Source organism: Pseudomonas synxantha (genome assembly GCF_900105675.1).
In the GTDB taxonomy this organism is placed as follows: Bacteria; Pseudomonadota; Gammaproteobacteria; order Pseudomonadales; family Pseudomonadaceae; genus Aquipseudomonas; species Aquipseudomonas synxantha.
In genome coordinates this window covers 1,184,048-1,209,119 of record NZ_LT629786.1, presented here as the reverse complement: position 1 = coordinate 1,209,119, position 25,072 = coordinate 1,184,048, and the positions used below count along the sequence as shown (strand labels likewise).

Sequence of the window (25,072 nt, the reverse complement as noted above, 5' to 3'; positions counted from 1 at the left end):
GCTCATTTCCTCATGCGCGGGTCGAGACGATCACGCAAGGCATCGCCGAACAGATTGATAGCAAGCAACGTCAGGCTGATAAAGATGCCCGGGAAGATCCCCAGCCACGGCGCGTTCGAGATATAGGTGCGGCTCGCCGAGAGCATGCTGCCCCAGGTCGCGGCCGGTGGTGGCACGCCAAGGCCGAGGAAGCTCAGCGCGCTCTCCGAGAGCAACGCCCAGCCGAACATGCTGGTGGCCAGCACACACAACGGCGCGAGGCAGTTGGGCGTGATGTGGCGGAACATGGTGTACAGCTCGGAGTTGCCGATCACCCGCGAGGCCTCGATAAACTCCAGCTCACGCAATGACAGCACACTGCCGCGCACCACCCGCACCACCGAAGGCGTGTAGGCAATGCCCAGGGCGAGCACGATGCCGTACTGGCTGGCCCCGACAATCGCCATGATGCCCAGGGCCATGAGGATGCCGGGGAACGCGAGCAGCGCATCGTTGAGCATCATCAGGATGCGGTCGGTCCAGCCGCGCAGGTAACCGGCGAGCATGCCGATCAGCGTGCCGCAGACCACCGCCACACTCACCGACAGCAGGCTGATCCACAGGCTGGTGCGCGCACCGATGATCAAGCGGCTGAACACATCCCGGCCAAATTCATCGGTGCCCAGCCAGTGCACGGCATTCGGTGCGTGCAGGCGCAAGAGCAGGTCGAGCTTGAGCGGGTCGTATGGCGTCCACACCACGCCGAGCAAGGCCAACAACACCAGGGCTGCGAGCAAGCCGCCGCCAATCAGCGCATTCAGCGGCGGGTAGCGTCGGCGTCGACGCGGCGGGATCGCCGCTACGCCGGGCAAGGCAGGCGTCTTCAAGTTCATAGCTTCACCCTTGGATCGAACAGCGGATACAGCAGATCCACCAACAGGTTGACCAACACATAGATGCAGGTGATCAGCAACAGACAGCCCTGCAACACCGGGTAGTCGCGGGAGAAGATCGCGTCGACCATCAGCCGGCCGATACCGGGCAAGGTGAACACGGTTTCCAGCACCGCAATGCCGCCGAGCAGGTTGCCGAGGATCAGGCCGATCAGGGTCCAGGTCGGTGCGAAGGCATTGCGCAGGGCGTGTTTCCACAGCACCGCGCCCTCCGACAAGCCCTTGGCCCGGGCATGGGCGATATATTCCAGGCGCAACACTTCAATGGTGCTGGCCCGTGCCATTCGGGCGATGGCGCCGAACTCAACCAGGGTCAGGGTCACGATTGGCAGCACCACATAAGTCAGCGCTTTCATCGGATCGCTGCCAAAGCCGACGTAGCCGATCACCGGCAGCCAGCCCAGCTGGATACCGAACACGTAGAGCAGCAACAAGCCCAACCAGAAGCTCGGCACCGACAGCAACAGCGTCGCCGTCATCACCAGACCCAGGTCCATCGCGCTGTTTTGCTTCCAGGCCGCGAGCAGACCCACCGGCACCGCCAGCAGGGTTGCCAGCAGGGTTGCCAACAGCACCGCCACCAGCACCACCGTGGCGCTGACGCTGAAGCGCTCCACCAGCAAATCCAAAACCGGCTGGCGGCTGCTGATGGACGCCCCGAGGTCGCCACTAAGCACCGACTTTATCCAGATCAGGTACTGGGTCACCACCGAGTGGTCCAGCCCCAGGCTGCTGCGCATATCGGCCAGGCTTTGCGGGTCGGCCATGTCGCCGAGCATCAGCAAGGCCGGGTCGCCGGGGATCAGGCGGATCAAGGCAAACACAATCACCGAGATCAGCAACAGGGTCGGCACCGCCATGCCGAGCCTGTGTGAGATGAATCGAAACATATCGCTACGCCTTACTTGGAAGTGTCGGCCAGCTTCACGCCCCACAGGCGCGGCTTGGCAACAGGCCAGGAACGATAACCCTCGACACGCTTACCCATGGCGCCGATGGCAGTGCCGTTGTAGATCACCACCATCGGTACATCCTTGAGCATCAGCGTGTGCAGTTGGTCGAACAGGGGCCGGCGCTTGGCGGGATCCACTTCGCGCTGGACCTCACGCAGGATCGCCAGGGCCTCGGGGTTGTCCCAGACTTTGCGCGGTTCCTTGTCCTTGTCGCCGATCACCGATTCGTAGCTTTGCGCCGCATCGAAACGTCCCGAATAGGAGAACGACATCATCTGGTAGCTACCGGTCTGGTAACGCTCCAACTGTGTGCCCCACTCCAGGGTTTCCATCTCGATGTTCAGCCCTGCCGCCTGGGTCATGGCCTGGCTGAGCAAACCCATGTCGAACATCTGCGGGTAGCGTTTGTTGACCAGCATGCGGATTTTTTCACCGCGGTAGCCGGCCTCCTTCAACAGGCGCCGGGCCTCGTCGAGGTTGTAGGTATAACCCTGGTGCGCGGTGCTGTCGTAGTACGGACTCGCAGTGGGAATGATTGAGTTGTTGGCCACCGACAAGCCGTCGGACAACGCCGCGACCATCTGCGAGTAATCCAGGGATAACGCCACCGCACGGCGGATGCGCACATCCTTGAGCAACGGGTCGCGGGTCTGGAAAAGCAGGCCGCTGATGGTCATGATAGGGCTGACCTGGACCTGCAGATTCTTCACCTGCTTGAGTTGCGCAGCGTCCATCGCCGTGACATCCGGCAGCAGGTCCACGCCACCCGACAGCAACGCGGCCTTGGCCGAGGCGGAATCGGGGATCACTTCAAACCGCACCTTGTCGACAAACGCCTGCTTGTTGCCGGTGTAGCCGTCCGCCGTGGCCTCGGCCCGTGAGCTGTAGTCCTTGAAACGCTCCAGCTCGACGTACTGGCCCTTCTGCCATTTGCCCAGGGTGAACGGCCCGGTGCCAATCGGTGCGTGCCAACTGCCATCGGCAGCCAGGGAGTCCGGGTGCAGGATGCCGCCGCCGGCACAATCCGGGCGCGCCATGGCGGCGAGGAACAAGCCGTTGGCCTGGTCCAGGGTGAACACCACGGTGTTTGCGTCGGGGGCGGCGACATCGATAATCTTGGCCGCACCGCGCCCATCGAACTCCGCCAGGCAACGCCACTGGGTCTTGGGGTCGAGGTAACGCTGCCAAGTCCATTGCACGTCCTTGGCGGCCAGCAACTGGCCATTCTGGAAGTGCACGCCGTCGCGCAGGGTAAAGGTGTAGCGCAGGCCATCCGGCGACACGGCGACCGCACTGGCGAGCATCGGCGCGACGCTGGTGTCTTCGCGGTACGCCACAAGGCCTTCGACGATATGCATCATTACCGCATCGGTATTGTCATCACGGTTGACGCCCGGGTCGGTGCTGCGGATATCACCGTTGAGGCCAACGCTGATGACCTTGTCTTGGGCGACGGCCATGGAAAACGTGCACGCCGATAACGCGACGGCCAGTGCCGTCTTTACGTAATTGTTCACGGGAGAAAGACTCCTTGAAGAAATGTCCCGGTCGTTGGCGTGGGCCAAGGCAGGACCGGCATCAGAATGAGTGAATCCTTGGTTATTGTTATACGGTCTGTTCTGAGTGCAGCTTGCAGCGGTGAATCAGCCCAGGCTGCGCTTGTGGCGCAACACCTTGGCGAAAAAATCCTGGGCCGCCGGCATGGCCTTGATGCCCTGGTGCGCGACGTTGGGCAGCAGGTCAAAGTGCACCTGCACACCGGCGGCCTCGAAGCTGGCCTTCAAGGTAGCCAGACGTTCCGGTCGCGTACGCCCGGCAGCGTTGGCACCGGCCATGTAGTGCTTGCCGCCTTCACGGTGGGTAATCTCCCAGGTTTCGAGGTCTGAATCCCCCACCACCATATGCACGGGCAATCGCCGCAAAGCTGGCAGGTTCAACGGTTTACCAAAGCGTGTGGCAAAGTCCCGCACGCCGACCCACCAGTCCTGATCGGCATCGAGCAGGGTCACCGAACCCGGTGCGCCGATGGACGCCGCCCAGAGTTTTTCGGGATGCAGGTAGCAGAAGCGATGGGTGAATTGCCCACCACCGGAATAGCCGAACAGTGCAAAGGTATCGAAGCTGCGACCGTAGCGCTTGCCAACGCTGGCGATCATGTCGAGCAACACTTGGTCGTAACGGATATCGCCTTCGACCATCTGCTTGTAGCCATCACCATTGCCGTCGCCCAACACGCCGACCGGGAACAGCGGCGACAGGATCACACAATCGTTCCAGCGGCCAAATTCCGCGAAACCATTGCGATAAATCTCCATTGCGCGGGTCGAGCCGTGCAGCGAAACCACCAGGTCTACCGGCCGGGTGCGGTCCTCGATGCTTTCAGGCACGTAAAGGGTGTAGGCAAACCGGCTGTCCTCATAGTGGGAGTACACGGTGGTGGCGCCGAGGTGATACACGTTTTTTGCCGCACGTAATGCTGCGCTTTCAGGGCTGATATCTGGATTGCTCATTTGGAAAGTTCGCCGAGTCAGTTCGGACTTGAGTATTGGTCGAGCACTATAAAAAGAAAAACTAATTTAACTTTAACCAGAGTAAACAAAAGCTTTACTATGCCGACGTACCCATGAGCGCGGGCCTACCCATGAGCAACATTCGTTTCTTCAAGACGTTTATCGCCGTCGCCGAGTACGGCAGTTTTGCCGCCGCCGCCGACCGTGTGGCCCTCACCAACGCCGCCGTCGGCCAGCAAATGCGCGCCCTCGAAGAAGAGATGCGCCGGCCGCTGTTCGACCGTAGCCAGCGGCAGATCAAGCTGAGCCGCGATGGCGTGTTGTTGCTGCCCAAGGCCAAGCGCCTGTTGGCGGACTACGAGCAAATGATTGCAGAGGCGCCCGATGGCATGGCCATGGAAGGGGAAGTGTCCATCGGCGGCATTACCTCCGGCATGGGCCTGCTCGCCAATTGCCTGGTGCAACTGAAAAAGCTGCACCCGCGCATATCGGTCAACCTGATGACCGCCCGCTCCGACGAAGTGGTCAACCTGGTACACGCTGCCAAGCTCGACGCGGCATTGCTGATCGAGACCGCGCGGCAGAACTTCGATGGATTGAGCTGGACCCTACTCTACAACGAGCCCATCGTCATGCTCGCCAATACTGCGCAAACCGCAGGCATCAATGACGCTGTGGAACTGCTCAGGACCCAGCCGTTCATTCGCTATGACCGTTCCACCGCCGTGGGCCGCAAGGTGCAGTCGATCATCAAGAGTGAATCGGTCGAACCGCTGGAAATCCTCGAGCTGAACTCGATCATCGGCATCGCAGACCTGGTACGCCAGCAAGTCGGAGTTGCTATTGTGCCGCTGCTGAAAAATTTCGACTGGCACAAAGACCCAAGCCTGCGTGTACTGCCATTGCCGGGAGACTTGGCGGTGCGCCGAGTGGGGATCTTGGAGCAAGGCACCAAAAGTGCAATTACCGGGGAAATTCGCAAGCTGCTGATGTCGGCTGTGGCAACGTAATCATCCCCTTTTGCCTGTAGTACACAGCCCCTGAAATCGCAGACAAAGAAAAGCCCGCGATGGGGCACGGGCTAAGAAGTTTTCACCAGGAGCTGGAGTAACCATAAACACATGAATGTGAAGAGGGTGTGAAAGGTTGTACTCAGTACGCCACGACGATCGCTCGCGCCAACTGCATGTCAGACATTAGCGGCGGGTTATAGGTCGAGCGATAGTAGCGAGAAGCTTGCTCAAACTGCGCGCCGCGGATCTCACCATCAGAGCCTATGAATGCGAGCGCATCGTTCTTGGCTTTTTTCATCAACGAGGGACCATACATTGTGAATGCTGTTGTTCCGCCGAGGATCATGGTCGGAAACAGCGTCGTGACGGTCAGCGCCCGCTCTACTGGATTTTCGACATACCACGCCATTACGTCAGCACTGATCGACACCGTGATGATGGCTGCCAACGTCTTCCATAAATCCATGCTTCGATGCTTCCACTGCGATACGAGCGGGCAAGATAGCAAAATAGAGGGCTAGCGCAAGCGATGAGAGTGAGCAATGCGGGTGCACTGACCACTCCCCAATAAAGCTATAAAAATCACACTGACGGTTCGCTGCCAAGACGCCAGGACGAACGCCCGGTCGCTGATGGACCCGACGTGATCGGCTTTCAACTTCAATCCGCACTCGCACCAAGGGTTACGCAATAGTCATGTATGCCTCCTGCCTTGGCCTGATTGGGTAATTTCAGCCAATCAATGACTTCTATGTCGAGGCCCCTTATGTCACTTACTCACACCGCCTGCGTCATCCTGTATTTCCTGTTGCTCGGCACTGTCTGGCCCAGCCACGCCAGAGACCTGGCTGAGGGACTTACTGAACAGTCACCTTCCGTGGCACTTGAAAATAAAAACCAACGGTATCCGCAGTGGACCGGCATCGGTTCACTGAAAAACGCCTTAGGCCAGACCTGCAATGCCGTTCTGCTCGACACGCGCAACCGCCAGGGTAAGGCCGTCGGCCCGGCTTATGTGCTGACCGCCGGGCATTGTGTGTTCTACAGCTACGGTACGGCGCGCGTGCGCCAGGCATTTACCGCCGAGGTGACCTTCAATTACTTTCATGACACGCCCGAACAGCGTGTCACCTACACAGTCAAGACAGCACATTGGAGCAGCATGGCGGGCACTGACCTGGCCGTGCTCGAACTGGATACATCACTGGGCGTGCTGGTGGCCGGCGCGATCATGCCACTCAAGCTGGCCTCCCAACGGCAGACGTCGGATCGAGAAGTGATTAACGTGGGAGCGCCGACCGGATTCCTGAAAAAAGGCCTGCGCATGAGTGCCTGCGTAGAGTCGACCCTCAACAGTTTTGCCGAACATCCCGGCGTGTTCCCCAGCGCCTTGCGCAACCGCTGCAACGGCCTGCGTCCAGGCAGCTCCGGCAGTCCGATGCTGGACCGTAACACCAATGAAATCACCAGCATCATCAGCAAAGTCGCGTCTGCCATTCAGAAGGACATTCTCAATAGCTGCCAGAACAACTCGGCGTGCGAAGCTGCCAAATTCAACTACAGCTACCCCGCCAACGACTTGTACTACTGCTTTGTAGACGGCGTTTTCCGTAACGACACCCCGACCTGCCAGCTCAAGGCCGTTGAAATCACGCTGGACGAACCGTGGAACCTGAAACCCTATGTGCATTTACAACGTGACGCCGCCGACAAAATTATTCGTCCGACCTGGAACCTGAGGTTTTCAATCCAGGAACCGTTCTATCGATTCAAAGCCGTGAATGACATCAGCGATTGCGCACGCACGCACGGTTACCAAGTGGCTGCCGCCTCTGATGAAGCCTACATCAATCAGCCCATCGGCCCAGAGCTGGGGCCGCATGTGCTGTGCATACTCGGGGTGCAAAAGGCCGAGCAGCCGCTGACCGAAGCGCTGCTGCGCAATGCGTTCACCCATTCGGTATTCCTGACCAACCCGGCACCGGCACCGCAGCTCAAGCACCGCTATCACGTCGCCTGGGAAACCCAGCACAACGGTTTCAGCCAGCATTACTACTACAGCGTGAACGCGGCGGTCAGCACCACATGTGGCGATATTGACGACGATCGCTACACCCTGGCCATGGACGGCATTTTCATTGACATAGCAGAGTTGCCGATCACGTTATGCAGCTATGCACGCAACAACGCTGGCCAACCGTCGGCCATTCGCACAGATGTGATCAGAGGAGCAACGGTTCGCTCGCAGCGTCATGCCAGGTGATGCGGCAATCTCTGATCTTGCTAACCAGGGTGACTACCATCCGGATTCGACCATGCACTCACTGTGGCACGCCCGCCCTGGCGATCAACTCACGCAGTCGGGAATCTTTAGGCTCAAACACATCAAGGAGCCCGATCGCCTTTAGAGCCAGCCCTTTCAAGGTCTTTTCGTTTTGGCAGCCTTAAGTACCCTGTCCGTTGAAACATGCGCATTCACCGCGGTGCCTTTAACCCATGTTTTGGGCTTGGGTACCTTGGGGCCACGGGGGCTTTTCGCAACTTGTTTAGGTTGGATATTTTTGGCAAGCGCCAATAAGTGCTGAGCCAGTTTTTCCAACGGAATGACAGGAAGATGTTCCGAGGGCAGCGCAATCTGCATTCCCTCATATCCACTCCTGACCTGAACCGCTAAATGGTAAATCGAGACTTCCCATCCTTCAGGCTGGGTATCCCGATGAGCTTGTTCAACACTGCGTTTGAGAACAGCCAGGACGTTGTAAGCCAATACCGCCGTTGCGAACCCGAGTAAGGCAGCCTTTGGGCTGCCAAGGGTTTCGATCTCACTTTCCAGGATCGCTTCCAGTCGCTGGAACATACCTTCAATGCTCCAGCGGCGGCGATACAGTTCGGCGATCTGTTGTGCACTGACGCTCTCAGGCAGGTTGCTCCAGAACATCAAGCTGCTGTCGCCGGAGTCCGTTGGCGAATGAAGCGTCAGTTCGACACGCCGACATTGGTAACCGCCTTTGACCTGGATGATCTGCTCACGCACAGTGCCAGTTTCCACAGGTACTGGCTCTTGCCACTCACCCTCTTGAATCAAACGTGGATGCTTGGCTTGCTGACGAATGACAAAGCAAGTTTGGACTTGCTCACAAGCCTCCATAACCGGGAGCGTGCAATAAAGCCGGTCAGCCAGCCACACTTGGCCGGGCTCGGCATTGGCCAATAAAGGCAGCACACAAACGCGCTCGCTTGCGTAGGCATCCTCACACGCCTGAAGGTCGACGACCTGATCCAGATCGGGATCGTATGCAACAACCGAAAAACCGGGACGAGCGGCGCCGCGCTCGTTGCGTAAAGCTCCCAGACGTTTCTCAGTGGATGCCAGGTGATTACCATCCACTACCCGAACCTGCCAGCCCGGCAGCATCGCCGTGCAGCCCAGTTCCCGGATGGTTGGAGCCAGGCGCTGTGCACAGCCCGTAATCAGGGCGCGCAACAGAGCAGGCTCGGTACGACTGATCTTGTCGTAGAGCGCCGCCAGGCTAACAGGAAGGTCTTCCAGTTGTCGCGCGGCGGCGTGCAGAGATGGCTTAAAACCCAATGAAACAAGGGACATTAGCTTGATGATGGTCGAGAACAATAGCTCACGAGAATACTGCCGTTGCCGGTGTTCTTCGAAAACCTGATCAATCCACTCGGGGGCAATAGCCTGCTGCAGCGCCAGTTTGGCCATGACACTGGCAGGTGCTTTTTTCTCGAAACGCGCTAGAACTTCCGCCCACATCGTTTAGGTATCCCCTGAATGAAATTTCAGGGGGATTTTACAGAAGACCTTGAAAGGGCTGGCCTTTAGAGCGGGTAAAGATTGAATAATCTCGCGCTCGGCTAGCAGTTGATCATCCATGCTCGCGTCCGAATCACTCCAAACCCGTACGTTTGCCAAAAAGGCGCCCACCGTCCCTTTACGTACGGTCACGCCTTCAAATGTTGCTTCGTTTGTGTCGTCGGCGAGAATGTCTTCGGCACGCATATCAGTCTCCGCAGCTGGGTTGCTTTAACTTCTCGGCCTTTTCGATAAGCCTCATGCCGACAATAGCGTAATTATTTTGCGCTGGCATTTAAATGCAAACCGAGCCCCGACAGCGACTTGTACGTCGATCTATCCAGCTTCTAACGCTGAAAAGCCAATGGCCTATTAGGCAAACCCGGCGCTTGGCCGGGTCCGTTGATCTAAATGCTCAGTTATCAGGATGCTCACTGGCTACTGAGTCGGCAGCGTCCACGTCCGACATATCTTCCTCGAGGGGTGCCTCATCGTCCGGTGGCAACGGGACATGCTCCTCATCGCGCTTTGGATCATGACCGGTCTCGTTGTCCGTGCCGCGCGTTACTGCCTGCTGTGAAATATTGCCTGGGGCGTTCTCGTTGATTTCCATGCTGTCTCTCCGCTGTAAAAGCACGACAAATACGCACTTAAACCATTGGACTTGGCCTGTAGCTGCGAGTGCCGGGCATTGGACGAACGGAGGATCGGAAGGCTGTGTTGGGGCGTAAGGGTGGTAGCTGCTTCGCTTAAGCACTCCTACAACCCATCCAGCGGTCATCTCCTAAGGAATTTGAAGGCAAGAAACGGATAGCGAGCCTGCGAGGGTGCCTGTCTTATGCGCAGACACAAACGACAGGAGCCACACATGACTTTTCGTATTTCCGGCCTTTCTCCAGAGCCGTTCAAGGCGCTTTTTGGGCTATCTGACCCCGAGCTGGACTCGCTTAATATCAAGCGCTACCGCGTGGACATCAGGCCAGGATTCCCTAACAAGCACCAGTCAATGTGGTAATCGGCATCGTGTTTTTGACACAATGCCTGCATCACGGCCGGAATGCCCACCAGCGAGTTCAGACCAATGATAAGTTTTGCGCCAGATTTGAGAAATAAAGGCACTTCATCAAAGAAGCGCTTGAGCGTGCGATCACCATAAAACATCGCCTCAATGGCCAGCCCCTGGGCAGACTCCGAGTGTTGCAGTGCCTGTAGAAACTCTGTCGACGGGGTCTGCCAGCCTGGCGGGTTGAACAGAATCACATCAAAGGCGTCGGTGGTGGGGTCCATGCCATCAAACAGATCACTGAGGATAAACCGGACATCCTCAGTGCCAAGATTGGCGACCTCATTGATCTTCGCCACGTCGATAGCCTGGGCTGAAATGTCCGTGGCAGTGACCGACTTCATGCCCAGGCGGCGCAAAAGCAGCGAGTGCACTCCACTGCCCGTTCCTATATCGAGAAAGCGAGCATCGGCGTATTGCCTTCCGAAGCGCCTTGTCAATAATGAACCGAATGCTTTTCCGGCTGCGCTGACCTTGAACACTTCAGGGTGATCCAAAAGCGTGAGTGACTGACCCAAACCAAAATAGAGGGAATAACTGACATCCTCCTTCGGCTGAGGATCGATGTTCGGAGAGTCTGATTGCAAGTTTACCTGAGCACTCATCGGGCTATCCTTTTCTGGTTATTGTCCCAGCTCTACCGAGCGACGCGCCGCCGCCTGTAGGGCTGCCTTGACGATACCCTTGAGATCCGCATCAATGAACGTATCGATGGCACGCTCCGTTGTACCGCCTTTGGTCTGTACATCCTTACAGACTTGCCACGCGGGCTTGCCGGTTTCACGTATCAACCGGGCAGTGCCGTGCAGTAACTGAGTGGCAATCAGCGCAGCCTGTTGGGCATCGAAACCTTCGTCATGAGCATACTCCTGCAAGGCGTCGGCAAAAAAAGCAACCAACGCTGGGCCGCCACCGCCCAGGGCCGTACCTGAATCAATCTGCGTTTCGTCCTCAACACGAATCACAACGCCGATTGCACCGAACACCTGCTGTGCAGCAGATGTCAGCTCAGGACTGGCTGACTTCGGGGCGTAATACAGCGTCACGCCTTCCCCCACCTGCGACGGTGTGTTGGGAATCGAACGCACGACGTTGCAATGTCCCAACTCACGGGTCAGCGTATTCAAAGTAATGCCTGCCATGACGGAAATAACCGGGCCGCGATGCCGTTTGAGTCGTTCGTTCTGCATCAACGCCTGCGCGAACCGCTGCGGAGGAACTGCCAGAACAATAATGTCGTCATCCTCAATCGTTTCGAGGCGGGTACTGACTTGGAAACCATCACTGGAATACCGGGCGCTACGTTCGGCATCAACCTCGATGACACGAAGACTATCAGTACCCTTCAGTTGTTGGCGAAGGCCGTAAAGAATGGCTCCCCCCATGTGCCCTGCGCCCAACATATGTATAGTTCTCATAAACAGTCCTTTATGTATGAAACAAGCCTGAGCAAACTCGATACGACACAATTACATCAATGAAACGATTCAGGCACTCCCCTGCACAGCGCATAAATTTCCTGCAACTCAAAGGGCAAAACTTGTTGCTCAAGGGCACCAGACAACACACTCAACTTCCATTGATTGACGAGCGCATCCCCTTCGGCTCCCGCTTCAAGGCAGGATGCCCCTAACGCCTCAAGTTCCCGATAACAGGCACTGAATACATCCGCCATAGCGTCCAACTCGAAATCCAACTTTCCAGTCACCTGATTAATGGAGAGGGCCCCGGCGTCGCGCAACCTCACCCACAGGTAAACCCCGCCCCAAGCATCATTGTCAGTGTTCAAGTCACCGTGCTGTACGCTGACGCTATATCCCTTGCGGGCATACCAGAAAATACGATTCAAAAAGATGAACAGCACAAGCTCCGGGAATTCCTTGGCATTTTCAACAAGCTGTAGATCAGCCCAGAGCTCTCCAACAATCGCTAGGTTCATGCCACTGATGCACAACGATTTGTCTTTTGAAGGAATCACTCGCCACACGCCAACCCGATGACACATTTCATGCAACAGGGAGTACAGGCAAACAACCTCTTCTAATCGTTTGGAAAGCCGTTCTTCAACTAACGCCTTTGCATTTTTCGAACCGATAATTTCCAATGCCGGAATATGTATTTCATTGAAAATCCTGGTGGACACCGCTACCAGTTCGAAGCCGAATATATGTTGTTCTTCTTCGCTGCGAAGTCCGGCCCCGAACGGAAAATAGAGAAACACATTATTCAACAATGCAGCATTGTAATCGGAGTCGACGATCTGTACTGGAAAGTGCTGTGGCCATTGCACCCTTTCGCCCAAGCGACAACGGTGGGAGAGGCGAGAAAGCAGCATGTCTGCAGAAACGCGGGAGGCCACCCAGTCCTGCATGCGAACCTCCAGATCCAGCCTCCTGACCAACGTGGCTCGCAAATAAACCTCTCGGTCTTTGGTAAAACTGTATTTACCCTCCAATAAGACAGGCTCTACGGCACAGACCTTCCTCCCCAATTCGGCGAGGTCCTCCAATGAGCGTACTTGACTCACTCTGCGCACCCCTGCGGCTCGGTAATAGAGGTAAAGATGCTACCCGCGGCACTCAGTACCGTGATGGCGTGATCGAGCGACTTTTCTTTTACAAAAAAGTAGTCACCGGCAAAAGAGGAAATCGTCAGCATACTGATACCTGCGCCGGCTAAAGTATTACTGACAAAGGCTATCAAACCCACGACATCCGCTGGATGTTCGCTGACCACTTCAAGGCAACGCCAGGCAAGACTGGCCTGCTCGACTACACAACCCGCGAGTTGAATATTGCTCGTGCAAATCAGAGTGGTTTCATTCAGTGCAATCGATAACGATACAAAATCCGTGCCCACTGATAAGCAAGCAGCCTCTGGAACACCTTTCAACTTATATATCGAATACGCAGGTGCGTGCACTCTGAACACCAACTCAAAATTGACCATACCCATTTACCATTCCGTTAAAATATTCCGACCAAACAACCGCCCACAACCCTTCAATTCAAAACTTAATTAGACTGACGTCAACGCACAACTCACTCATCCTGAAGGCACGCAAATAATATTGTCAAGCCATATCAAAAACGAATACCTTACAGAAAATCGGATATTTTTCTTCTCTGCAGTTTTGATATAGCTTTGGCACAAAGTAGGCGGTGCGTTTCTTATACCTACCTCAGTCCGCAAACTTTTCACTTAGCCTGCATCACTTTGAAGATGCCTATTACAGCACCGCTGTATAAGTCTTCATAACGACTGGGCGCTGCAAAATTTGACAGCATCACATGGATTTGAATAGATAGAGGCCCAGGGTATGTTTAACGAATGCTTACATGACTTTCTGACTGCGCGAGCAACGCTGGCTCCCGACGCTACAGCGGCGATGTTCAATGACTTACCAATAAGCAATGCGCAACTGGAACAACGGGCTGACCAGGTTGCACGCAGCTTGATCGCCGAGGGCATCCCCACCGGTAGCAGAGTTGCGATCCAGGTTCCGCGATCATTGGACATGCTGGCGGGGGTCATTGGCATCCTCAAGGCCGGCTGCACATGCGTCCCCATCGACCCGGAAGATACGGACGAGCGCCGAGCTGCGATCTTGAACCATTCCGACGCTCAGGCGTTGGTGACAGACCGGGCAAGCGAGCACTTTGTCGGTTCATGGGCTGGAGTCAGGCTGACCCTGATTCGACTCATTGACACGCTGCACGCCCACGACCTGCAGAACCTGCCTGCCGTCGACGCCGATAGCCTAGCCTTCTTGTTTTACACCTCGGGTTCCACCGGGCAACCTAAAGGGGTCATGCTATCCCATCGCGCCTTGGTCAGCGGACAGCGCTGGTTGCAAACGCGATTCCCTCTAAGCAAAAAAGACCGACAGTTACTGCGCACCACCTTGAGCGTCACCAACCTTGTCCGGGAAATTTTCTGGCCTCTGCTGTCAGGCTGCGTGATCGTTGTACTGCCGCCCGGCGAGCATAGAAGCCCGTCGAAACTGGTCGATGCCATCAATCAGAGCCGGATCTCGGTATTCCTGGCGGTGCCAGCCCTGTTGGCCGGGATGATTGAAGAACCTGAGTTCAAACAGAACCGGACGCTACGCTATGTGTTCAGTAGCAGCGATGTAATGCCTGGCGATCTTCCCTCAAGATTTTTCGCCTGTGATATTCCCGCCCGATTGTTCAACCTGTACGGCCTGACAGAAGCGCTTTATAGCTGCCATTGGGAGTGCCACCCTGAACAAGAATATGCCGGCTTCGTGCCGGTGGGTTTCCCTGCGGAATTGACGCCTATCATTGTCGATGAGTCGCTGCGCAAAGTCACCGACGCACAACCTGGCGAACTGCTCATCACCGGCACCGGTATTGCCGACGGCTACTTCAAGCAGCCCGAGCTTACCCGCGAACGCTTTATCGATACCCCATACGGAATGGCGTTCCGAACAGGGGACATCGCAAAACAAGATGCTGATGGCCGCATCGACCTTTTGGGACGGATAGACGACCAGTTGAAAGTGGCCGGACATCGCGTAGAGCCCGGAGAGATCGAGGCGCACCTGAATCGTTGCCCAGGGGTAAAGGAAGCTGTGGTAGTGGGCATTCGGGCGCCGAGTGGCAACACCCGTCTTTCGGCATATCTAACATTCGAACCCGGCGTAGAACTGAGCGCGGCGGCTATTCGTACCAGCTTGGCTGATCGCCTCCCCGACTACATGGTACCGGCCAGGTTCCTGGTGGTAGAGGCCATTCCCTATACCGATAACGGCAAAGTCGATCGCAAGACACTACGTGAGTCACACTCTTGGGAACTTGAGTTGTCGGAAGACAAGACTCGCCCCACTACTGAGACCCAGGCCCGGATCCGACTCTCTCTCAAATGATCAAACATTTATGTTGGGGCTTGCGGCGCTGGCGGCACCCTTCCTGGTCTCCTCTAGCGCCCTTGTCATACCGACCTACTTTATTTTCATGTTCATCTTCGAAGTTGTTTTCATGCGTGCTTACAATGACCTGCTGACCGAAACACCCGTACAAGAGATCAGCGTCGTCATGGTGACCTTCCATTCGATTGCGCCTTTGGGCATGGCTGTTGTGGCGGTGGCAGGTGGGTACGCAATTGATCATGTCAGCGCGCTCCCCGTAATCGCCAGTCTCATTATCGTTGCTTTGTTTACTTTATGTTCGGCCCGCTGGTTTTCAACCCGTCCGGCCAGCGCTGCTCAGTAACCGCACACTCGTTAAGGATTATCATGACAAAAGATCTACTCGATTCAATCATCCCGGCGATCCACTCAGTTGGCACGCCGCTCTGGTTATACGACGCGCCAATCATCCGTCGGCAGATCAGAAAACTGAAGTCCTTCGATTTCATACGTTATGCGCAGAAGGCTTGCTCCAATATTCACATCCTGTCGCTGATGCGCGAAGAAGGCGTGTTGATCGACTCCGTGTCGCTGGGAGAGGTCGAGCGTGCCCTGAGCGCGGGCTATTGCGTTGACGGCCCCCACTCACCCATCGTTTTCACCGCAGACTTGATTGACGCAGGCACCCTAGCCCGCCTGGTTGAACTGAAGATCCCGGTCAACGCAGGCTCCCCGCAGATGCTTGAACAGTTGGGAGCCCTGAGCCCTGGGCATGAGGTATGGTTGCGGATCAATCCGGGGTTCGGTCATGGCCACACGCGCAAGACGAATACGGGTGGAGAGCACAGTAAACACGGAATATGGCACACCGAAATCCAAAGCAGCATCGAGTTGATTCACCATCATGGGCTGAAACTGGTGGGCCTTCACATGCACATCGGTTCGGGAGCCGACTATGAGCATCTGGCGCGTGTCTGCGACGCTATGGTGAACGAGGTCAAGCTCCTGGGGGTCGATATTGAAGCGATATCCGCGGGCGGCGGGCTGTCGATTCCATACACTGACCGTGAGGAGGAAATTGACCCCGAGCATTATTTTCAGCTCTGGCACTCAGCACGTCAGAAGATAGAAGAATTCCTGGGACACCCAGTCAGCCTGGAAATCGAGCCTGGCCGCTATCTGGCTGCGCAAGCCGGAATCTTGGTCGCAGAAGTGCGGGCTTACAAACCCATGGGCCAGAACTTCTTCGTTCTCGTGGACGCCGGTTTCAACGATCTGATTCGTCCGGCCATGTATGGCTCAATCCATCGTGTGAGTGTTATGAGCCCAACAGGGCAAATAAAGAGCGAAGGCCTACGGCCGACAGTGATTGCCGGTCCCCTTTGTGAGTCAGGCGATGTGTTTACTCAGAAGGAAGGTGGGGAAGTCATTTCCTACCTCCTGCCCGAGGTAGAGATTGGTGACCTGCTGATCTTTCATGATTGTGGGGCTTATGGTGCAAGCATGTCGTCAAACTACAATACGCGTCCGTTGCTCCCGGAGGTATTGAAAGATGGAGACCAACTGAAAGTGATCAGAAACCGCCAAAGTTATGCCGACCTTCTGAAGCTGGAGCTAGAAGCCGGACAATTACTGCACGCGCTGTAACTCATGCTGTGGTTCCTACTCAGCAATTGAATAGGAGCCATTTTTTCCACTTCAGTTCGCTAACTTGATACCTGTGGCGGCCGAAATCATATTGATCGTCGCCTTGGCTTGATCCAGAGCAGTCGAGTAGTGTTCAGCAACGATATGAATATAACCCAGAGAGGAGTCATTACCGGTCATCGGTAATATCGTCTGCCCTTTGTGAATAGCAATTGAGTGTTCCCTGACCCACGGAAAGTGCTCTTTAATGTAACCCGCATCAACAGTAGCCTGTGCAACCGTTTTCTCCATGGGTGCGAGGCGCCGAGAAGTAGAGAACAGCCTAGATTTTGTCTGAACATCTACAACCTTCCCTAGATAGGTATCCAGCAAAATATCAAAAGCACTCAGCGATGTGGATTTCTGAAAGAGCGTCGACAAAGCGCCCCCCATAAAACGCGGGTTCACCTCAACCAAATCAACGCCCCCCTCGTTGACAATGACCTCGATGTGAAAAATACCGACATCAAGTTTCAGGCAATCGACTACTTTTTCACAGTATTCAAAAATCGCACTCTCATCAGGATAGTGGCCACGCGGGGCCATGGTTGACTCAATCTCCAATAACTCATTGTGCTTTGCACGATCGCGCTTAGTCAGCATTAATGGATAAAAACCGTGCTCATTTTTCGCCACTTCCGCAGAGTACATTTGCCCGCAGATATATTCCTCAACGGTGTACTCGTCTGAAATAAAGGTGCGAAAAGCGCTGTCTATGTCGTTACGCGTCGACACATATTCATCCATGAATTTTCGTAGGTCTTGCGGTGTCTCAAGGTGCGCCGTCAGATATTTGGCAAATCCAGACACGGGTTTGACGATACAGGGATAACCTATAAAGCTCACCGCCGCCGGCAGCTCGCCGAGCGTTCGACATGTGCGATATCCACATTGAGTCAACCTTTCGGCTTTAAGGAGTTCCCGGGCCAGGCCCTTATTCTTGGCATTGGCCACACCTAGATGGGATGTGCCTTTAAGGTTCGCACCCTTGGCTGCCGCAGCAACCAGTTCAACAATATCGTCAAGGGGGGTAAAGACGGCTGATATTGGATATTTTTTGCTGATGAGCCTCATGACCTCTTCAATTTTTTTTGCATCAAGAGGCGACTCGATATCGTAAGTCTCTACAGCATTTTCACTAAAGAAGTCATTCGTTAACGACGTGTGATTACGTGTCAGCTCAGACCTGACAAAGATAACGCCGACTCCTCTTTTATTAGCGGCGATGATGATTGCCGAAGTGACATCCGTGCAGTCAACCATCAGTACGTAGTCCATATCTAACTCCCTGTTTTTTAATTGAGCGGAACACGTGTTCCTTTGAAATGACTCTAGCGATTCCTAGCGATAGAAACGCTATTTTTATAATTGAACATTCATCCAATAAAAACCCGACTGGGTTCATCGTAAATTTCGACCAATCATAGCAATCCGTAGCAACCGCGTCACCACCTGGTGCTTGGCACTCGCCTGTTTGCCCTGCGGTGACTATTCACCTCCCTGCGTACTAAAATTGTGTCCATTAGTTTATAACTAGCATGCGCAGGTGTATCATCACTCGGCGATCATGGATTTCAGCCGGTAGGCGCGTTGCCCCCCGCCTCAAATGGGTGGATGACTCGCAGTCCGAAAGTTAGAGACTTCGGCGCCTCAATAATAAAAAATTATTCTGTGAAATTTCTTAAAATTAAAACGTGCTGCCAATCAATCAGGGACTGACCATGAAGGTTTCAATAAGACACGTTGAAATATTTAAAGCGGTTATGGCGTCCGGGAGCATTACCGGAGCCGCTGACGCGCTAGGCACCTCACAACCGACTGTTAGCCGCGACTTATCCAGCTTCGAAAGCTGCATAGGCATGCAATTATTCGAAAGATCCAAAGGTCGACTGAAAGCGACCAGACAGGGTCTAGCCCTTTACAACGAAATAACTAAAACTTATGATGGCTTATTAAAAATCGGCCTAGCGGCCGCAGAAATAAAACAAGGCTTATTTGAAAAAATAACCATTGCAAGCTTGCCCATTCTGTCGCAAACATTACTCCCTGGTTCGATTTCAAAGTTCCTCTTAAATTATCCTGAATTGAACATTAGCCTAACCACACATGACTCTCCCGTATTAGAAGAAAGTCTATCATCGCAGTCCTATGATCTCGGTTTGATCGAAGGTTCCACAGCCCCCATGGGGACAATCGCTGAGCCTTTACTGAGGCTTGATGAGGTTTGCATACTGCCTCCTCATCACCCTCTGTGTCACCAAACGGTAATCGACCCAGCCTCCCTGGCGAACCACACCTTCGTCCATCTCGCACCCAACGATCCTTATCGGCATCAATTAGACAACCTGTTCAGCACACAGGGCATCAATCGTCGGCAAATCCTCGAAGTCGACAATTCGGCAACTATTTGCCAGATGGTTTTACATGGGGTGGGCGTATCAATCATCAACCCTCTTGCGGCGAACGCTTATGCAAGCCAAGGCCTCCAAGTTCGAAGGCTTTCAACTTCCATTCCTTTTACAGTAAGCATTGTCAGACCCATCCAGCGAAGTAAATCACACATCATTGAGTCCTTCATAGACTGTATTCGCATTACCGGCAATGATCTAGCCTTTCCAAGGCAGGAGCCTCAGTTAATAACCAACTAGTTGGGGTCACTTAAATAAAATCTCCTTCTGACTGGCTGTACTTGCTCAATCAGCCAGCAGTCGGAGATTGCCCGTCATTATCGGAACATCACCCTCGTTCCCGAAGAGTTTTCCGAACTCCGCCGTCGCGTCACATCAACATGATAGCAGGCGCACACGAGTCACTTTGTTAGCCGCCTAAAGGTATTCACATGTCGAAATATCACACTTGGTGAGTGTCTTCATTGCGTTCAGTAACTCGCTGGTATCAGGGTTTCAAGAACTGAGTCTATAGGGGCTACAGCACCGGCCAGAGTGCTCGAGCAAGTGGTTAACCTCTCATCGGTGAGCCGACCACGCTGCTGCCAAGTAACGGATGAACCAAAGATATATCGAAGAGCTCCGCGACAAGTGCCTTTCAAATGAGAGCCTTCGTTGGCGTCAACATACATGGCGTCTGCGTACGCAACTGCCCCTTACGCAGACATCGAGCCCCTCTGGGTTTCACCCTCAAGTACTGCGTATTCTCATCCTTGGCCAGGTAGTGCATTGCTTTGTGCACCTTGCTGCGCCTGCGAGCGTCACCCTGACAGGTGATCCCTATGCCTAGATCACCCGCGGAACCCAAAGAACGTGAAATCGAAAAAGCGTACGAAACAGTGCGCAAGAGTGCTTTAGCACGGACTGCAAAACTAACGCACCTATCGCAAAAGCAGCTGGCTGCAATCATTACGCGACCAAGCAACGAACAGATCACAATTAGTGTGGCCAATATCTTGGGGGTGACCCGGCACAACCTTCCGCACCAGAAGTCGGACCTTCCAACTCTCTAGAGCTAGCCGCCCAGGAAGTCGAGGCTCACAGGGCCATGACCCCTACCCCAGTACGACCAGAAGCCCAATTAGAAGAGGAACGCTCCATTGAGCATGATCAGGATTACCCTCCTGACACGTCGAGCCTAGACGATGCCGTGGAGCTTCCCGGAGAACCAGGCGCTTGAGCCGCCGGAGCTTCGGCGTCCGAGTAATTCCGTTGCTGGCGCGACGTTCCAAAAGCGCAAGCAACCTCCGCTCGCTATGTTGAAGCTGCTTCCGCAACCTGGCGCTGCGTCCGAACTCGAGGGGCTCATCTCATTGGATATCAGTGAGGTCGATGATTGAATGTCACATCGCGCTGGACGCTCAGCCCCCCACCCTAATTATCAGCACCTCTTCAAGTTTTCACACGACAGAAATATAGGATTCTGAGTGGGGCAAAAAGTGGGGGCAAATTTCCACTTCACGTAAAACCGACAGCCATAAAAAAATCCAATCACCGCTAAGTGATTGGATTCTTTAAGAATATATGGTCGGGACGGAGTGATTCGAACACTCGACCCCTAGCACCCCATGCTAGTGCGCTACCGGACTGCGCTACGCCCCGACTAGGCGTGTTACTGGGTTCGCTTCTTAACGAAGCGAATCGGAATATACCGCAAGCTTTTGAAATGTGGAAGTATTTTTAAAGCTTGAATCATTTTTTCAGCACCACCAGCACATCTTCCAGTTCGGAGATCATCTGGCGGATCAGTTGCTTGTACTGGGTGGTGTCGTCTTTGGCTTCATCACCGGACATACGCTGGCGTGCGCCGCTGATGGTGAACCCCTGGTCGTACAGCAACGCGCGGATCTGTCGGATCATCAGCACATCCTGGCGCTGATAATACCGACGGTTCCCGGTGCGTTTGACGGGGTTGAGTTGAGGAAACTCCTGCTCCCAATAGCGCAGCACGTGCGGCTTTACCGCACACAGCTCGCTGACTTCACCAATGGTGAAGTAGCGTTTGCCTGGGATGACGGGTAGCTCGTCGTTATGACTTGGTTCCAGCATAAGCCTCAACTCGGGCCTTTAACTTCTGCCCTGGACGAAAGGTGACCACACGGCGAGCCGTGATCGGGATTTCTTCTCCCGTTTTTGGATTGCGGCCAGGCCGCTGGCGTTTGTCCCGCAGGTCAAAATTGCCGAAACCGGACAACTTGACCTGTTCGTTGTCTTCCAGAGCGTGGCGGATCTCTTCAAAAAACAGCTCGACCAATTCCTTGGCCTCGCGCTTGTTCAGACCCAACTCTTCGTACAGACGTTCCGCCATCTCAGCTTTCGTCAAAGCCCCCATACGTCACTTCCTTAACGTGGCGTTCAACCTTTGTTCGAGCGAGGTGAGGATATTTTGCGTCGTGGTATTCACCTCATCGTCATTAAGAGTGCGCGATGGATGCTGCCAGGTCAAGCCAACGGCAAGGCTTTTTCTATGCGGATCAATGCCTTTACCCTGATAGACGTCAAATAGCCTGAGGTCTGTCAGCCATTCCCCTGCATTTTCACGGATTACATCCAGAACGGCAGTGGCGGCGACGTCACGGTCGGCGATCAGCGCCAGGTCACGACGCACTTCAGGGAAGCGCGACAACTCGCTGAATTTAGGCATCTTGCCCGTGGCAACTTCAGCCAGGACCAGCTCAAAAACGAAGACTGGGCGATCCAGCCCCAGGGTTTTCGACAGTTCCGGGTGAATAGCACCGATGAAGCCCACCAGGCGACCTTCGCGCTCGATACGCGCAGTCTGGCCCGGATGCAATGCTGGGTGGCTGCCCGGCACAAAGGTGAAGGCATCCAGCGCACCGGCAAAGCCCAGCACCGCTTCCACGTCAGCCTTGACGTCGAAGAAGTCTACGACGTCGCGGCCCTGCGCCCAGCCTTCCGGCAGGCGGCTACCGCAGACGACGCCGGCCAGCATCGGTTCCTGCTTAAGACCATCGAGCTGACCCACGAAACGCAGGCCGCTTTCGAACAGGCGCACGCGGTCTTGCTGGCGGTTCAAGTTGTGGGAAAGCGCTTTCACCAGACCCGGCCACAGCGACGAACGCATGGCGGCCATGTCGTTGGAGATCGGGTTAGCCAGCAACAGTGGCTCAACACCGGGGTTGAACAGCTCGAACTGCTTTGGATCGATGAAGCTGTAAGTCACAGCTTCCTGATAGCCACGGGCTACCAGCAGGCGACGCAACTCTGGCAGGTGCGCACGCGCCTCGGTCTTCGGCTGTGGCGCCAGGCGCGCTTGCGGGTAACGAACCGGCAGGCGGTTGTAGCCGTACAGCCGCGCCAGCTCTTCGATCAGGTCGACTTCCAGGCTGATATCGAAGCGATGACTTGGTACTTCAACTTGCCACTGCCCTTCCCCACTCGAGGAAATACCCAGGCCGAGGGCCGACAGCAGTTGCTCGATTTCAGTCGGTTCGATCACCAGGCCAAGCATTTGCTCGACGCTTTTGGCGCGCAGGGTGATAGGCGCAATCGACGGCAGGTACTGTTGATTGACGGTTTCGGTGATCGGGCCGGCTTCGCCACCAGTGATGTCCAGCAGCAGGCCAGTGGCGCGCTCCATGGCTTCACGGGCAAGCTTCCAGTCCACGCCACGCTCGTAGCGGTGCGACGCATCGGTGTGCAGGCCGTAGGAACGCGCCTTGCCAGCAATAGCGATCTGGTCGAAGAATGCGCTTTCAAGGAACACGTCACGGGTGGTCGCTGACACGCCGCTGTGCTCGCCGCCCATTACGCCGGCAATCGCCAAGGCGCGGGAGTGGTCGGCGATGACCAGGGTGTCGGCACGCAGGCTGACTTCCTGACCATCCAGGAGCACCAGCTTCTCGCCTTCTTCGGCCATGCGCACGCGGATGCCGCCATTGATTTCGGCGAGATCAAAAGCGTGCAGCGGCTGGCCCAGCTCCAGCATCACATAGTTGGTGATGTCGACAGCGGCGTCGATACTGCGCACGTCTGCGCGACGCAAACGTTCCACCATCCACAGCGGGGTTGGCTTGGACAGGTCGACGTTACGGATCACACGCCCCAGGTAACGCGGGCAGGCGTTTGGCGCCAGCACGTCAATCGAGCGTACTTCGTCGTGCACTGCCGGCACGGCAGCGACGACTGGACGGGTGACAGGCGTGTTGTACAGCGCGCCCACTTCACGGGCCAGGCCCGCCAGGGACAGGCAATCGCCGCGGTTCGGGGTCAGGTCGACCTCGATGCTGGCGTCTTCCAATTCCAGATAGACACGGATGTCCTGGCCCACTGGCGCGTCGGCCGGCAGTTCCATCAGGCCATCGTTGCCCTCTCCCACCTGCAACTCGGCCTGGGAACACAGCATGCCGTTGGACTCAACACCACGCAGCTTGGCCTTCTTGATCTTGAAGTCGCCCGGCAGTTGGGCGCCGATCATGGCGAACGGGATCTTCAGGCCCGGACGCACGTTAGGCGCTCCGCACACGACCTGGAAGGTTTCCGCGCCATTGCTGACCTGGCACACACGCAACTTGTCGGCATCGGGATGCTGCTCGGTGCTCAACACCTCGCCCACCACTACACCGCTGAAAACACCGGCGGCCGGCGTAACGCTATCGACCTCAAGACCGGCCATCGACAGACGCGCAACCAGCTCGTCACGACTTACCTGCGGGCTTACCCAGCCACGCAGCCATTGTTCACTGAATTTCATCCTGCTCTCCTAAAGATTCGTTACGACTAGCGAAATTGCGCGAGGAACCGCAAGTCGTTGTCGAAGAACAGACGCAAGTCGTTCACGCCGTAACGCAGCATGGCCAGACGCTCGACACCCATGCCGAAGGCAAAGCCCGAGAACTCTTCCGGATCAATCCCGGACATGCGCAGCACGTTGGGGTGGACCATGCCGCAACCCATGACTTCCAGCCAACCGGTCTGCTTGCAGACGCGGCAGCCTTTACCGCTGCACATCACGCATTCCATGTCGACTTCAGCCGATGGCTCGGTGAACGGGAAGAACGAAGGACGGAAACGCACCGCCAATTCTTTCTCGAAGAACACCCGCAGGAATTCTTCGATGGTGCCCTTGAGGTCGGCGAAGTTGATGTCGCGATCCACCAGCAGGCCTTCGACCTGATGGAACATCGGCGAGTGGGTGATATCCGAGTCGCTGCGGTACACACGGCCTGGGCAGACGATGCGGATCGGCGGCTTGTTCGCTTCCATGGTGCGGACCTGTACCGGCGAGGTATGGGTGCGCAACAGCATGTTCGCATTGAAATAGAAGGTGTCGTGCATCGACCGGGCCGGGTGATGGCCTGGGATGTTGAGCGCCTCGAAGTTGTGATAGTCGTCTTCGACCTCAGGGCCTTCGGCAATGCCGTAGCCGATGTGAGTGAAGAACTGTTCGATACGTTCCAGAGTCCGGGTGATCGGATGCAGACCGCCCGAGGCCTGGCCACGGCCAGGCAAGGTAACGTCAATGGACTCGGCGGCGAGCTTGGCCGCAAGATCGGCCTCCTCGAGCGACGCCTTGCGCGCATTGAGAACCTCTGTGACACGCTCCTTGGCGACGTTGATCAGCGCACCGACTTGCGGGCGCTCTTCAGCTGGCAAATTCCCCAGGGTCTTCATCACCTGAGTCAATTCACCTTTCTTGCCAAGGTAGTGAACCCGGATTTGCTCCAGGGCGTTTACATCTTCAGCGCTTTGCACAGCCTCGAGGGCTTGGGCGACGAGCGCGTCCAGGTTTTCCATGTACAGACTCCAGATACAAAATAGGGGAAG

At 55.6% G+C, this 25,072-nt stretch carries 23 protein-coding genes and 1 tRNA gene; 6 read left to right on the top strand and 18 right to left on the bottom strand.

Annotated elements, in window-relative coordinates:
* Positions 1-2: 2 nt before the first annotated feature.
* The 4 genes from BLU48_RS05795 to BLU48_RS05780 form a co-directional block, all read right to left on the bottom strand.
* On the bottom strand, positions 3-872 hold the full coding sequence (locus BLU48_RS05795) for an ABC transporter permease (protein WP_057024993.1): 870 nt from the start codon (positions 870-872) through the stop codon (positions 3-5).
* Positions 869-1,822, bottom strand: a complete 954-nt coding sequence (locus BLU48_RS05790; RefSeq protein WP_057024994.1) for an ABC transporter permease — start codon at positions 1,820-1,822, stop codon at positions 869-871. Before BLU48_RS05790 ends, BLU48_RS05795 begins: the two co-directional genes overlap by 4 nt.
* Before the next feature lie 11 nt (positions 1,823-1,833).
* Positions 1,834-3,402: an ABC transporter substrate-binding protein gene (locus BLU48_RS05785; protein ID WP_057024995.1), complete on the bottom strand. Its 1,569-nt coding sequence runs from the start codon at positions 3,400-3,402 to the stop codon at positions 1,834-1,836.
* Positions 3,403-3,528: 126 nt separating this feature from the next.
* Positions 3,529-4,395: a hydrolase gene (locus tag BLU48_RS05780; RefSeq protein ID WP_046068848.1), complete on the bottom strand. Its 867-nt coding sequence runs from the start codon at positions 4,393-4,395 to the stop codon at positions 3,529-3,531.
* Positions 4,396-4,526: 131 nt separating this feature from the next.
* On the opposite strand from BLU48_RS05780, the gene BLU48_RS05775 reads away from it, so the two are divergent.
* Positions 4,527-5,405 (top strand): LysR family transcriptional regulator, encoded by an 879-nt coding sequence (locus BLU48_RS05775; RefSeq protein WP_043049434.1) that lies wholly within the window; start codon positions 4,527-4,529, stop codon positions 5,403-5,405.
* Positions 5,406-5,547: 142 nt separating this feature from the next.
* On the opposite strand, the gene BLU48_RS05770 is transcribed toward BLU48_RS05775, so the two are convergent.
* Positions 5,548-5,874, bottom strand: a complete 327-nt coding sequence (locus BLU48_RS05770; RefSeq protein WP_057024996.1) for a DUF2388 domain-containing protein — start codon at positions 5,872-5,874, stop codon at positions 5,548-5,550.
* A 300-nt stretch (positions 5,875-6,174) separates the two neighbouring features.
* On the opposite strand from BLU48_RS05770, the gene BLU48_RS05765 reads away from it, so the two are divergent.
* The gene (locus BLU48_RS05765; protein WP_057024997.1) at positions 6,175-7,671 is read left to right on the top strand and encodes a trypsin-like serine peptidase; all 1,497 of its coding nucleotides are present in this window, start codon (positions 6,175-6,177) and stop codon (positions 7,669-7,671) included.
* Positions 7,672-7,827: 156 nt separating this feature from the next.
* On the opposite strand, the gene BLU48_RS05760 is transcribed toward BLU48_RS05765, so the two are convergent.
* The 7 genes from BLU48_RS05760 to BLU48_RS05730 form a co-directional block, all read right to left on the bottom strand.
* Positions 7,828-9,129: an IS4 family transposase gene (locus BLU48_RS05760; RefSeq protein WP_083348214.1), complete on the bottom strand. Its 1,302-nt coding sequence runs from the start codon at positions 9,127-9,129 to the stop codon at positions 7,828-7,830.
* A gap of 54 nt (positions 9,130-9,183) precedes the next feature.
* Entirely contained in the window at positions 9,184-9,426 is a 243-nt protein-coding gene (locus tag BLU48_RS05755) for a hypothetical protein (RefSeq protein WP_057024680.1), read from the bottom strand.
* 208 nt (positions 9,427-9,634) lie between these two features.
* Positions 9,635-9,832: a hypothetical protein gene (locus BLU48_RS05750; protein ID WP_057024679.1), complete on the bottom strand. Its 198-nt coding sequence runs from the start codon at positions 9,830-9,832 to the stop codon at positions 9,635-9,637.
* 347 nt (positions 9,833-10,179) lie between these two features.
* Positions 10,180-10,887 (bottom strand): methyltransferase, encoded by a 708-nt coding sequence (locus BLU48_RS05745; protein WP_057024678.1) that lies wholly within the window; start codon positions 10,885-10,887, stop codon positions 10,180-10,182.
* Between the two features lie 18 nt (positions 10,888-10,905).
* On the bottom strand, positions 10,906-11,700 hold the full coding sequence (locus BLU48_RS05740; protein ID WP_057024677.1) for a pyrroline-5-carboxylate reductase family protein: 795 nt from the start codon (positions 11,698-11,700) through the stop codon (positions 10,906-10,908).
* 56 nt (positions 11,701-11,756) lie between these two features.
* Positions 11,757-12,653: a hypothetical protein gene (locus tag BLU48_RS05735; RefSeq protein ID WP_124356211.1), complete on the bottom strand. Its 897-nt coding sequence runs from the start codon at positions 12,651-12,653 to the stop codon at positions 11,757-11,759.
* Positions 12,654-12,805: 152 nt separating this feature from the next.
* The gene (locus tag BLU48_RS05730; RefSeq protein ID WP_057024675.1) at positions 12,806-13,237 is read right to left on the bottom strand and encodes an ACT domain-containing protein; all 432 of its coding nucleotides are present in this window, start codon (positions 13,235-13,237) and stop codon (positions 12,806-12,808) included.
* Between the two features lie 364 nt (positions 13,238-13,601).
* Here BLU48_RS05730 and BLU48_RS05725 point away from each other — a divergent pair, with 364 nt between their 5' ends.
* Genes BLU48_RS05725 through lysA form a run of 3 tightly spaced genes read left to right on the top strand, consistent with a single transcriptional unit; the run spans position 13,602 to position 16,799 of the window.
* Complete coding sequence (locus BLU48_RS05725) at positions 13,602-15,170, top strand: amino acid adenylation domain-containing protein (protein WP_057024674.1); 1,569 nt, start codon at positions 13,602-13,604, stop codon at positions 15,168-15,170.
* A gap of 10 nt (positions 15,171-15,180) precedes the next feature.
* Entirely contained in the window at positions 15,181-15,516 is a 336-nt protein-coding gene (locus BLU48_RS05720; protein ID WP_057024673.1) for a hypothetical protein, read from the top strand.
* 23 nt (positions 15,517-15,539) lie between these two features.
* Positions 15,540-16,799, top strand: coding sequence for a diaminopimelate decarboxylase (lysA, locus tag BLU48_RS05715; RefSeq protein ID WP_057024672.1), 1,260 nt, complete (start codon positions 15,540-15,542; stop codon positions 16,797-16,799).
* A gap of 51 nt (positions 16,800-16,850) precedes the next feature.
* Here the strand turns inward: lysA and BLU48_RS05710 are convergent, their stop codons facing one another.
* Positions 16,851-18,116 carry an ATP-grasp domain-containing protein gene (locus BLU48_RS05710; RefSeq protein WP_057024671.1) on the bottom strand — a complete coding sequence of 422 codons (1,266 nt, stop codon included), beginning with the start codon at positions 18,114-18,116 and terminating at the stop codon, positions 16,851-16,853.
* Positions 18,117-18,559: 443 nt separating this feature from the next.
* On the opposite strand from BLU48_RS05710, the gene BLU48_RS05705 reads away from it, so the two are divergent.
* Complete coding sequence (locus BLU48_RS05705; RefSeq protein ID WP_057024670.1) at positions 18,560-19,486, top strand: LysR family transcriptional regulator; 927 nt, start codon at positions 18,560-18,562, stop codon at positions 19,484-19,486.
* A 1,324-nt stretch (positions 19,487-20,810) separates the two neighbouring features.
* Here the strand turns inward: BLU48_RS05705 and BLU48_RS05695 are convergent.
* From BLU48_RS05695 to pheS, 5 genes are all read right to left on the bottom strand, one after another.
* Positions 20,811-20,887, bottom strand: a tRNA-Pro gene (locus BLU48_RS05695).
* A gap of 90 nt (positions 20,888-20,977) precedes the next feature.
* Positions 20,978-21,334, bottom strand: a complete 357-nt coding sequence (locus BLU48_RS05690; protein WP_003174972.1) for a MerR family transcriptional regulator — start codon at positions 21,332-21,334, stop codon at positions 20,978-20,980.
* Positions 21,315-21,617 carry an integration host factor subunit alpha gene (gene ihfA / locus BLU48_RS05685; RefSeq protein ID WP_002553164.1) on the bottom strand — a complete coding sequence of 101 codons (303 nt, stop codon included), beginning with the start codon at positions 21,615-21,617 and terminating at the stop codon, positions 21,315-21,317. Before ihfA ends, BLU48_RS05690 begins: the two co-directional genes overlap by 20 nt.
* A 3-nt stretch (positions 21,618-21,620) precedes the next feature.
* A complete protein-coding gene (gene pheT / locus BLU48_RS05680; protein WP_057024668.1) occupies positions 21,621-23,999 on the bottom strand; it encodes a phenylalanine--tRNA ligase subunit beta in 2,379 nt (792 codons plus the stop codon).
* A 26-nt stretch (positions 24,000-24,025) separates the two neighbouring features.
* Complete coding sequence (pheS, locus tag BLU48_RS05675) at positions 24,026-25,042, bottom strand: phenylalanine--tRNA ligase subunit alpha (protein ID WP_003192486.1); 1,017 nt, start codon at positions 25,040-25,042, stop codon at positions 24,026-24,028.
* Between the last annotated feature and the right edge of the window lie 30 nt (positions 25,043-25,072).